The following is a 12,470-nucleotide window of genomic DNA, read 5'->3' on the forward strand; positions in this document are numbered from 1 at the left end:
ACCAACCGCGAACCGGCGAGCACCTCCGCCGCCAACCACCCCTGCACCACAGCGAGAACATCCGCCGTCACCTGCCGCACCACGTCCGGAAGCCCAGCCGCGTCAACCCCGGTGGCCGCGGCGGCACCCGCGTCGTGGGCGGCAGTGGCCTCGTCAGCCCGTGCGCCGACAAGGTCGGCAGCCATGGACCCGGCGGCAGACACCGGAAGCAGGACAGCCTGCGGCACGCTGCCACCCGCCTGCACCGCCGCCACCAACGCCGCCACATCCGCGAAGACGGCCGCGCCGGGCAGGGCCGCAGCCGTCACGGAGCCCGCACCGCCGGCCGACCCGGCCTGCCGGGCAGCGGGCAGCAGCAGCGCCCAGTCCATCGGCGCGGCGGCCGGGGCGACCTCCTCGACCGGCCAGGACACCTCGAACAGCGACCGGTCCACCGCGTTGGGCGTGGCCACGCCGGTCAGCTCCCGCAGCACCAGCGAGTCCACCGACACCACCGGCGCACCCGACTCGTCCACCGCCACCAGACGGACCGACGTGCCGGAACCGGTCAACCGCACCCGCAGCGTCCGCGCACCCGAGGCATGCACCTGCACACCCTCGAACGCGAACGGCACCCGCGCACCCGACCCGGACCCACCGTCAAGCAACCCGATCGGATGCAACGCCGCATCCAGCAACGCCGGATGCACCCCGAACCCACCCGCATCGGCCACCACCTCATCCGGCAGCACGACCTCCGCGAACACCTCACCCGCACCGGACCACACCCGCCGCAGCCCCTGGAACACCGGCCCGTACGACAGGCCGTGCCCGACCAGGGCGTCGTACCAGCCGGTGAGGTCCGTCTCCGGGATGCCGACCGGCGGCCAGGCAGTGAGACCGGGCTCCTCGGCGGCGGCCGGTTCCAGGACACCGTCGGCGTGCCGGGTCCACTCGGCCTCGGGGTCGTCGTCGGGCTGGGAGTACACGGCCACGTCCCGGCCGCCGGTGTCGTCGGCGCTGCCGACGCGTACCTGCACCCGGACGCCGTCGGAGGCGGGCAGGGCCAGCGGCGCGGCGATCGTCAGCTCCCGCACCCGGGACGCGCCGACCTCGTCACCGGCGCGCACCACCAGCTCCACCAGCGCCGTGCCGGGCACCAGCACCGCGCCCGACACGACGTGCTCGGCCAGCCACGGATGGGTCGACACCGACAGCCGACCGGTCAGCACCACCTCGTCGTCCCCGGCGAGGCGTACCGCCGCACCGAGCAGCGGGTGCCCGGGGGCGGCCAGTCCGGCGCCGGACACGTCGCCGGACCGCCAGGCCGCCGCGTCGGGCCAGAACCGCTGCCGCTGGAACGGGTAGGTGGGCAGGTCGAGCGGCCGTCCGGCGCCGCCGCCGGTCAGCGGGGTCCAGTCGACGGGCACACCACCGGCGTACGCCTCGGCGAGGGCCGTGAGCAGCGCGGACGCCTCGGTGCGGCCCTTGCGCAGGGTCGGCACGACCACCGGGCCGTCGGCGGTGTCGTCGGCGAGGCAGTCCCGGGTCATGCCGGCGAGAACGCCGTCCGGCCCGACCTCCAGGTACGTGCCGACGTGGCGCTGCCGCAGGTACGCGATGCCGTCGGCGAACCGGACGGCGTCGCGTACGTGTCGCACCCAGTAACCGGGGTCACGGAGGTCCGCCGCGTCGGCGGCCACCCCGGTCAGGTTGGACACGACGGGCAGCAGCGGCGGGTGGAACGTCAGCCCGTCGAGCACCGACCGGAACTCGTCGAGCATCGGCTCCATCAGCGGACTGTGGAAGGCGTGGCTGACGTTGAGCCGCCTGGTACGCACCCCGAGGGCGGTGAAGTGCCCGGCCACCTCGTCGAGCACGTCGACCGCGCCGGAGACGACGACGGAGGTCGGGCCGTTGACCGCGGCGATCCCGACCCGGTCGGTGAGCCCGTCGAGCGTCGGCAGCACGTCCGCTTCGGCGGCGGCCACCGCGAGCATCCCACCACCGGCCGGCAACGCCTGCATCAACCGGCCCCGCGCCGCCACCAGCGCGCACGCGTCAGCCAGGGACAGCACCCCGGCCACGTGCGCGGCGGTGATCTCCCCGACCGAGTGCCCACCGACGAAGTCCGGCACCACACCGAACGACTCCACCAGACGGAACAACGCCACCTCGACCGCGAACAGACCGGCCTGGGTGAACACCGTCTGATCCAGCAGCCCCGCCTCCGGCGAGCCTTCCGGCGCGAACAGCACCGACTTCAACGGCTGCGGCAACAGCGGATCCAGGTGAGCGCACGCCTCGTCCAGCGAGGCGGCGAACACCGGGAACATCCCGTACAGCTCCCGGCCCATGCCGGCGCGTTGCGCACCCTGACCGGAGAAGAGGACGGCGAGCCGGCCGGTGCCGGCCGTGCCGCGCACCACGATGGACGACGGCTGGTCGTCGGCGACGGCGTCGAGACCGGCGAGGAGGTGCTGCCGGTCGCGGGGCAGCAGCACCGCCCGGTGCGTGAACGCGGAGCGTCCGGTGGCCAGGGCGTGACCGAGGTCGGGCAACGCGGTGGTGGGGTGCTGTCCCAGCCAGGCACGAAGCTGTCGGGCCTGGTCGCGCAGCGCCTCGCCGGTGCGGGCGGAGAGCACGCACGGGGTGGTGAGGTCGCCGGAGCTGACGGCCGGCGGCGTGGTTCCGGTCGGCGCGGGCGTCGCCTCGGGTGCCTGTTCCAGGATGGTGTGCACGTTGGTGCCGCTGATGCCGAACGACGAGACGGCCGCCCGGCGGGGCCGGTCCACCTCGGGCCAGGGCCGGGCCTCGGCGAGCAGGGCGACCGACCCGGCCGTCCAGTCGATGTGCGGGGACGGCTCGTCGACGTGCAGGGTGGCCGGGAGCAGCCCGTGCCGCATCGCCATGACCATCTTGATCACACCGGCGACGCCGGCGGCGGCCTGGGCGTGGCCGATGTTCGACTTCACCGACCCGAGCAGCAGCGGCCGGTCGGCGGGGCGGTCCTGCCCGTACGTCGCCAGGAGGGCCTGCGCCTCGATCGGGTCGCCGAGCGCCGTGCCGGTGCCGTGTGCCTCGACCGCGTCGACGTCGGCGGGGGCGAGCCGGGCGTTGGCCAGCGCCTGCCGGATGACCCGCTGCTGCGAGGGGCCGTTGGGGGCGGTGAGGCCGCTGCTGGCACCGTCCTGGTTGACCGCGCTGCCCCGGACGACGGCGAGGATACGCCGGCCGTTGCGTCGGGCGTCGGAGAGGCGTTCGAGCAGCAGCATGCCGACCCCCTCGGCGAAGCCGGTGCCGTCGGCGCCCGCGCCGAACGCCTTGCACCGTCCGTCGGGCGACAGGCCGCGCTGGCGGGAGAACTCGGCGAGCATGCCGGGGGTGGACATGACGCTGACGCCACCGGCGAGGGCGAGCCCGCACTCGCCCTGCCGCAGCGCCTGGGCGGCCAGGTGCAGCGCGACCAGGGACGACGAGCAGGCGGTGTCGACGGTGACGGCCGGGCCCTCCAGGCCGAACAGGTACGAGATGCGGCCGGAGGCGACGCTGCCGGCGCTGCCGTTGCCGACGTACCCGTCGAGGTCGTCGGAGGTGCCGAGCGCCTTGCCGGCGTAGTCGTGGTAGATGAGGCCGACGTAGACGCCGGTGCTGCCGCCCCGGGCGGTGAGCGGGTCGATGCCGGCCCGCTCGAACGCCTCCCACGAGGTTTCCAGCAGCAGCCGCTGCTGCGGGTCCATCGCGAGGGCCTCGCGGGGGCTGATGCCGAAGAAGGCGGCGTCGAAGTCGGCGGCGTCGTAGAGGAAGCCGCCGTGCTGCGGGGCGGTGGTGCCGTCCCCGGCGTCGGCGCGCAGGGCGGCGAGGTCCCAGCCACGGTCGGTGGGGAACGGCGCGATGACGTCCGCGCCGGCGGTGACGAGGTCCCACAGCTGCTCGGGGGTCCGCACGTCGCCGGGGAATCGGCAGGCCATGCCGACGATGGCGATCGGCTCGTCCATGCCGGTGGCCGTGACGGTGGCCGGGGCGGGTGCGGTGGCGGCCCGGCCGCCGATCTCCCGGTCGAGGAAGTCGGCGAGCACGACGGGGGCGGGGTGGTCGAAGGCGACGGTGGCGGGCAGCCGCAGGCCGGTGGCGGTAGCCAGCCGGTTGCGCAGTTCGACGGAGGTGAGCGAGTCGAAGCCCAGTTCCTTGAACGGCCGCTGCGGGTCGACGGTGTCCGCCGACCGGTGGCCGAGCACGGCGGCCACGCTGCCGGTGACCAGGTCGAGGAGCTGGCCGCGCCGCTCGGCCGGGCTGAGCGCCGCGAGCCGGTCGGCCACCGACAGGTCGGCGGCGGCCCGGGCCGCGGCGCGCCGCCGGGGCCGGGGCGGGCGGACGAGGTCACGCAGCAGCGCGGGGACCCGGCCCGGGTCCGGGACCGCCGGCACCTTCATGAGTACGACGTGGGTGCCGCCGTGCCGCTGCGCGGCGTCGAGCAGGGCGAGCCCTTCGGCGTCGGTGAGCGGGGCGCTGCCGGTGCGGATGGCCCGCCGGTGCTCGGTGGCGTCGAGGTGGGCGGTCATGGTGCTGGTGGTGGCCCACATGCCCCAGCCGATGCTGGTGGCCGGCAGGCCACGTTGCCGCCGGTGCCCGGCGAGGGCGTCGAGGAACGCGTTCGCGGCGGCGTAGTTGCCCTGCCCGGGTGAACCGAGCGTCGCCGCGATCGAGGAGAACAACACGAACGCCGACAGATCCAGGTCTGCCGTGGCCCGGTGCAACGCCCAGGCGGCGTCGACCTTGGGGCGCAGGACGGCGGTGACCGCGTCGGCGTCGAGGGAGGTGATCGTGGCGTCGGCGATGACCCCGGCGGTGTGCACGACGGCGGTCAGCGGGTGCGCCGGGTCGACCCCGGCGACCAGCGCGGTGACCTGCTCGGGGTCGGCCACGTCCATGGACACGGCGGTGACGGTCGCGCCGGCCTCGGTCAGGTCGGCGACGAGTGCGGCGTAGTCGCTGCCCTCGACGGGCAGCCGGCGGGAGGCGAGCAGCAGGTGCCGGGACTGACCGGTGGCGACCAGATGCCGGGCGACGACCCCGGCGAGAGTGCCGCTCGCACCGGTGACCAGCGTCGTGCCGTCCGGGTCCAGCGGCGCCGGGACGGTGAGGACGACCTTGCCGACGTGCCGGGCCTGACTGATGTGCCGCAACGCCTGACGCGCCTGCCGCACGTCCCACACCCGCACCGGCAACGGCCGCAACGCGCCCTGCTCGAACAGGGCCAGCAGCTCGGTGAGCATCTGACCGATGCGGGCGCCGCCGGCGGCGTTGAGTTCGAAGGCCTGGTACGTCACGCCGGGGTGCTGCGTGGCGACGAGTTCCGGGTCACGGATGTCGGTCTTGCCCATCTCGACGAACCGGCCGCCACGCGGCAGCAGCCGCAGCGACGCGTCCACGAACTCACCGGCGAGGGCGTCCAGCACCACGTCGACACCCGCACCACCCGAGGCGGCCGCGAACGCAGCCTCGAAGTCGGTGGTCCGCGACGACGCGATCCGCTCGTCCGCCACGCCCAGCTCGCGCAGGGTGTCCCACTTGCCCGGACTCGCGGTGGCGTACACCGTCGCCCCGAAATGCTGCGCGAGCTGGATCGCCGCCATGCCGACCCCACCCGCACCCGAATGAATCAACACCGACTCACCGGAGCGCAGACCCGCCAGGTCGTGCAACGCGTAATAGGCGGTCAGGAAGACCACCGGCACCGACGCGGCCTGCACGAACGACCACCCCGCCGGCACCCGGGCGATCCGGTCCCGTTGGGCGAGCACCTGCGGGCCGAAGCCGGGCTCGAACAACCCGAACACCCGATCCCCGGGCGCCAGGTCGTCCACGCCGGGACCGACCTCCAGCACCACGCCCGCGCCCTCGCTGCCCATGGCGGCGGTGGGATCCGGGTACATGCCCAGCGCGATCAGCACGTCGCGGAAGTTCACGCCCGCCGCCCGGACGGCGACGCGCACCTGACCGGCGGCCAGCGGCAGCGCCGCACCCGGCAGCAGGTCGACGCCGTCGATCGTGCCGGGGTTCACCGCCGCCACGTGCCACAGGTCGGTCGACGGGGTGAGGCGGTCGCCGGCCGGGCGGGTGACCCGGGGGGCGAACACGGTGCCGCCGCGCAACGCGACCTGCCCGCCCGTCGGGGTCGGGTCGGCGGCAACCGTCGCGAGCAGCGCCAACGCGTCGGCGTCCGGGGCGCGGTCGAGGTCGGCCAGCACGATGCGGTCCGGGTGCTCGGACTGCGCCGAGCGCAGCAGGCCCCACACCGCCGCGCCCGCGAGGTCGCCGGCCGGGTCGCCCGGCTGCGCCACGACGGCGTTCCGGGTGGCCACGACCAGCCGGGTGTCGGCGAGGGCGTCGGCCGTGAGCCACGCCTGTACGGTGGCCAGCACCGCCAGGGTGGTGGCGCGGACCTGCCCGGGCAGGTCGTCGCCCGCCGCGTCGCCGGCCATCGGGAGCAGCACGGTCCGGGGTGCGGGCTCCCCCGCCTCGATCGAGGCGAGCAGCGTCGCCGGGTCGGCGTACGCCGGCACGCCGGACAGGTCGACCGGTCCGCCGAGCACCGCCCAGCCGGAGACGGCCCCGGTGGGGGCGACCTGCTCGGTCTGCCAGGAAACCTCGAACAGCGACCGGTCCGCCGTGGCGGGCACGGGTGCGGCGCCCGCCTCCCGCAGCACGAGGGAGTCCACCGACACGACCGTCGCGCCGGAGGTGTCCGCCGCGACGAGGCGTACCGCCTGGCCGGCTCGGGTCAGCCGGACCCGCAGGGTCGGGGCGCCGGCCGCGTGCACCTGCACACCCTCGAACGCGAACGGCATCCGGGGGCCGGTGGCCGGGTCGGCCAGCAGCAGCCCGATCGGGTGCAGGGCCGCGTCGAGCAGCGCCGGGTGCACCTCGAACCGGCCGGCGGTCTCCGCGACCTCGTCGGGCAGGGCGACCTCGGCGTACACCTCGCCGTCACCGGTCCAGACCCGGCGCAGTCCCTGGAACACCGGCCCGTACGACAGACCGTGTCCGGCCAGCGTGTCGTACCAACCGGACAGGTCCACCTCGAACGCGTCGGCCGGGGGCCAGTCGCCCAGGGTCGGCTCGTCGGCCGACGCGGGTTCCAGGACGCCTTCGGCGTGCCGGGTCCAGTCGGCGGCCGGGTCGTCCTCGGGCTGCGCGTGCACCGTGACGCCGCGTGCCCCGTCACCGTCGGCGGCGCCGACGCGTACCTGCACCCGGACGCCGCCGGAGGCGGGCAGGGCCAGCGGCGCGGCGATCGTCAGCTCCCGTACCCGGGACGTGCCGACCTCGTCACCGGCGCGCACCACCAGCTCCACCAGCGCGGTGCCCGGCACCAGCACCGTCCCGGCCACCTCGTGCTCGGCCAGCCACGGGTGCGTCGAGATCGACAGCCGACCGGTCAGCAGCGTCTCGTCGTCACCGGCGAGGCGCACCGCGGCACCCAGCAACGGATGCCCGGCCACCCCGAGCCCCGCCCCGGAAACGTCACCGACCTGCCACGACCCCACCTCGGGCCAGAACCGCTCCCGCTGGAACGCGTACGTCGGCAGCTCGATTCGCTGCGCGCCGGTGCCGGCGAAGACGGCGGCCCAGTCGACCGGTACGCCGGTGGCGTGCAGGCCGCCGAGCGCGGTGAGCAGCTGGCGGGGGCCGTGCTCGTCACGGCGCAGCGAGCCGACCACGACGCCGGGCTGCCCGGTGACGGCCCGGTCGAGGGCGTCCTGCACCACGACCTTGAGCACAGGGTGCGGGCTGACCTCGACGAACGCCCGGAAACCGGCGTCGATCAGGGAGTCCACGACGGGGGCGAGGCGGACCGGCTCGCGCAGGTTCCGGTACCAGTAGTCGGCGTCCAGCTCGGTGGTGTCGATGCGGTCGCCGGTGACCGTGGAGTGGAAGGCGACCGCCGTGGGGCGGGCCTCGATGGTGCCGAGGGCGGCGGCCAGGTCCTCGCGGACGGCCTCGACGTGGCCGCAGTGCGAGGCGTAGTCGACGGCGATGCGCCGGGCCCGGATGTCACGCTCGGCGCAGGTGGCGAGCAGCTCGGTGACGGAGGTCGCGTCGCCGGAGACGACGGTGACGCCTGCGCCGTTCAGGGCGGCGACGGAGAGACTGCCCGCCCAGGGCGCGATGAGCTGCGCGGTGTCGTCGGCGGACAGCGGCACGGAGACCATGCCGCCGAGCCCGGAGATGGCCAGCAGCCCTCGGCTGCGGGCGACGACGAGGCGCATCGCGTCGGGCAGGGTGAGCGCGCCGGCCACGCAGGCGGCGGCGATCTCGCCCTGGGAGTGGCCGATGACGGCGTCCGGCCGGACGCCGCAGGAACGCCACACCTCGGCGAGGGAGACCATGACGCAGAACAGCAGCGGCTGCACGACGTCGACCCGGTCCATCGGCGGGGCGCCGGACGCGCCGCGCAGGACGTCCTCGGGGGTCCAGTCGACCAGCCCGGCCAGTTCCGCCGCGCACTCGCCCATCCGGTCCCGGAAGACCGGCGAGGAGTCCAGCAGGTCGAGCGCCATGCCGGCCCACTGGGTGCCCTGGCCGGGGAAGACGAAGACGACCTTCGGCGTACCGTCGCCGGTGCTGGCGTGGTGGTCGGCGTCGGCGAGCGCGGCGAGGCCGGCCAGCGCGTCGTCCCGGTCGGCGACCACCGCGACCTGCCGGTACGGGTGGTGGGCGCGCCCGGTGGCGAGCGCGTATCCGAGGTCGACGAGGTCGAGGTCCGGCCGCTCGGCGAGGCGGGCACGGACCCGGGCGGCCTGGTCGCGCAGCGCGCGGGCGCTGCGGCCGGAGACGAGCAGCGGCACGGCGTCGGCGGCGACCAGGCCGGGCAGCGCCTCGACGGGCGTGCTCCGGGTGGCCGGGGTCTCGGCGGGGGCCTGCTCGATGATGGCGTGGGCGTTGGTGCCGCTGATGCCGAAGGAGGAGACGGCGGCGCGGCGGGGCCGGTCGACGGCCGGCCATCCGGTGGCCTCGGTGGTCAGGGTGACCGCCCCGGCGGTCCAGTCGATGTGCGGGGACGGCTCGTCGACGTGCAGGGTGGGCGGCACCAGGCCGTGCCGCATCGCCTGCACCATCTTGATCACGCCGGCGACACCGGCGGCGGCCTGGGTGTGCCCGATGTTGGACTTGATGGAGCCGAGCAGCAGCGGACGGTCGGCCGGCCGGTCCTGCCCGTAGGTGGCCAGCAGCGCCTGCGCCTCGATCGGGTCGCCGAGGGTGGTGCCGGTGCCGTGCGCCTCGACGGCGTCCACGTCGGCCGGGGTGAGGCGCGCGTTGGCCAGCGCCTGGCGGATGACCCGCTGCTGGGAGGGCCCGTTGGGGGCGGTGAGGCCGTTGGACGCGCCGTCGGAGTTGACGGCGGTGCCGCGGATGACGGCGAGGACACGGTGGCCGTGGCGGCGGGCGTCGGAGAGCCGTTCGACGAGGAGCATGCCGACGCCCTCGCCCCAGCCGGTGCCGTCGGCGCCGGCGGCGAACGCCTTGCACCGGCCGTCGGGGGCGAGGCCGCCCTGGCGGGAGAACTCGGAGAACATGCCGGGTTGGGCCATCAGCGCGACGCCGCCGGCCAGGGCCATCTCGCACTCGCCGGAACGCAGCGCCTGCGCGGCCAGGTGCAGGGCGACCAGCGACGACGAGCAGGCGGTGTCCACCGTGACGGCCGGGCCTTCGAACCCGAAGGTGTACGCGACGCGGCCGGAGGCGACGCTGCCGGCGGTGCCGGTGAGCAGGTGGCCCTCCAGGCCGTCGAGTCCGTCGCTGCCGGTGGCGGCGTAGCCGGAGGAGGCGGCGCCGATGAAGACGCCGGTGACGGTGCCGTGCCCGGTGGTGGGGTCGATGCCGGCGTGTTCGAAGGCCTCCCACGAGGTCTCCAGCAGCAGCCGCTGCTGCGGATCCATGGCCAGGGCCTCACGCGGACTGATACCGAAGAAGCCGGGATCGAACTGCGCCGCGTCGTACAGGAACCCACCCTGCCGGGTGGTGGACGTACCCGCCCGGTCGGCATCCGGGTCGTAGAGCGCGTCGAGGTCCCAACCCCGATCGGACGGGAACCCACCGATCGCGTCGGCACCGGAAGCGACCAGCTCCCACAGCTCGTCAGGGCCGGCGATGCCGCCGGGGAACCGGCAGGCCATGCCGATCACGGCGATGGGCTCGTCGACGGCGGCCGGGGCGGCGGTGCGGGCGGGATCCCGCTCGGGTGCGGTGGTCTCGCCAAGCTGCTCGTGCAGGTGTGCGGCGAGGCGGGCCGGGGTGGGGTGGTCGAAGACGAGGGTGGCGGGCAGCCGCAGCCCGGTGGCCGAGGCCAGCCGGTTACGCAGCTCCACCGAGGTCAGCGAGTCGAACCCGAGCTCCTTGAACGCCCGACCGGCCGGGACCGCCTGCGCCGACGCGTGCCCCAGCACCGCCGCCGCCTGCGCGCACACCAACTCCACCAGCACCCGACGGGCCTCGTCCTGCGCCAACCCGACCAGCCGGTCGGACCAGGCGGTGCCGGTCGTGGTGGACGGGCCGCCCGCCTGCCGGCGGCCGCCGGTGCGGGCGAGCAGCCGGAGGATCGGCGGCACCTGCGCGGTGTCGGCGGTGATCCGCAGCCGGGCTGCCGCGACAGTGGGGAGCGCCCGGCCGGTGGCGGCGTCGAACAGGGTGGCGCCCTCGGTGGCGGTGATGCCGCCCATGCCGAGCCGGCGTAGCCGTTGTTCGTCGTCCCGGTCGAGGTGGGCGGTCATGGTGCTGGTGGTGGCCCACATGCCCCAGCCGATGCTGGTGGCCGGCAGGCCACGTTGCCGCCGGTGCCCGGCGAGGGCGTCGAGGAACGCGTTCGCGGCGGCGTAATTGCCCTGCCCGGGTGAACCGAGCGTCGCCGCGATCGAGGAGAACAACACGAACGCCGACAGATCCAGGTCTGCCGTGGCCCGGTGCAACGCCCACGCGGCGTCGACCTTCGGCTGCATCACGGTGGCCAGGGCGTCGGCGTCCAGGGAGGTCACGACGGCGTCGGCGAGTACGCCCGCGCAGTGCACGACGGCAGTCAGCGGGTGCGCCGGGTCGACCCCGGCGACCAGCGCGGTGACCTGCTCGGGGTCGGCCACGTCCACGGACACGGCGGTGACGGTCGCGCCGGCCTCGGTCAGGTCGGCGACGAGTGCGGCGTAGTCGCTGCCCTCGACGGGCAGCCGACGCGACGCCAGCAACAGGTGCCGGGACTGACCGGTGGCGACCAGATGCCGGGCGACGACCCCGGCGAGAGTACCGCTCGCACCGGTGACCAGCGTCGTGCCGTCCGCGTCCAGCGGCGCCGGGACGGTGAGGACGACCTTGCCGACGTGCCGGGCCTGACTGATGTGCCGCAACGCCTGACGCGCCTGCCGCACGTCCCACACCCGCACCGGCAACGGCCGCAACACACCCTGCTCGAACAGCGCCAACAACTCAGCGAGCATCTGCCCGATCCGCGCGCCACCGGCCTCGTTCAGGTCGAACGCCCGGTAAGCCACCCCCGGATGCTGCTGCGCCACCACATCAGCATCACGAAGATCGGTCTTGCCCATCTCCACGAACCGGCCACCACGCGGCAACAACCGCAGCGACGCGTCCACGAACTCACCAGCAAGCGCGTCCAACACCACGTCCACACCCGCACCACCCGAGGCGGCCACGAACGCAGCCTCGAAATCGGTGGTCCGCGACGACGCGATCCGCTCGTCCGCCACACCCAACTCCCGCAGCGTGCCCCACTTGCCCGGACTCGCCGTGGCGTACACCGTCGCCCCGAAATACCGCGCCAGCTGGATCGCCGCCATGCCGACCCCACCCGCACCCGAATGAATCAACACCGACTCACCGGAGCGCAGACCCGCCAGGTCGTGCAACGCGTAATAGGCGGTCAGGAACACCACCGGCACCGACGCGGCGTCCCGGAAGGACCAGTCGCGCGGCATCCGGGCGATCCGCTGCCGCTGGGCGACCACCTGCGGGCCGAAGCCGGGCTCGAACAACCCGAACACCCGATCCCCGGGCGCCAGGTCGTCCACGCCGGGACCGACCTCCAGCACCACGCCCGCGCCCTCGCTGCCCATCACCGCCGTCGGATCCGGGTACATGCCGAGCGCGATGAGCACGTCGCGGAAGTTGACGCCCGCCGCGCGGACAGCCACCCGTACCTCGCCGGGGGCGAGGTCGACCGGGGTGGCCGGGACGATCTCGACGCCGTCCAGGGTGCCGGGGTGGGCCGCGGCGACGTGCCACGCGCCGTCGACCGGCGGCGTCAGCTCCGCGCCCACCTGCCGCACCAGCCGCGGTACGCACACCCGGTCGCCGCGGACGGCGACCTGCCCGCCGGTGGGGGTCGGGTCGGTGGCCACCGCCGCGAGCAGCGCCAACACGTCGGCGTCCGGCGCACGGTCAAGGTCGACCAGCACGATCCGGTCCGGATGCTCGGACTG

Annotated in this window: 1 protein-coding gene; it reads right to left on the minus strand. The window is 75.0% G+C overall.

What is annotated here, in order from left to right:
* Positions 1 to 12,470: type I polyketide synthase (locus tag GA0070560_RS27565; protein WP_139131622.1), on the minus strand; the 12,470-nt coding region annotated here is incomplete at both ends.

Source organism: Micromonospora halophytica (assembly GCF_900090245.1).
Classification (GTDB): Bacteria; Actinomycetota; Actinomycetes; order Mycobacteriales; family Micromonosporaceae; genus Micromonospora; species Micromonospora halophytica.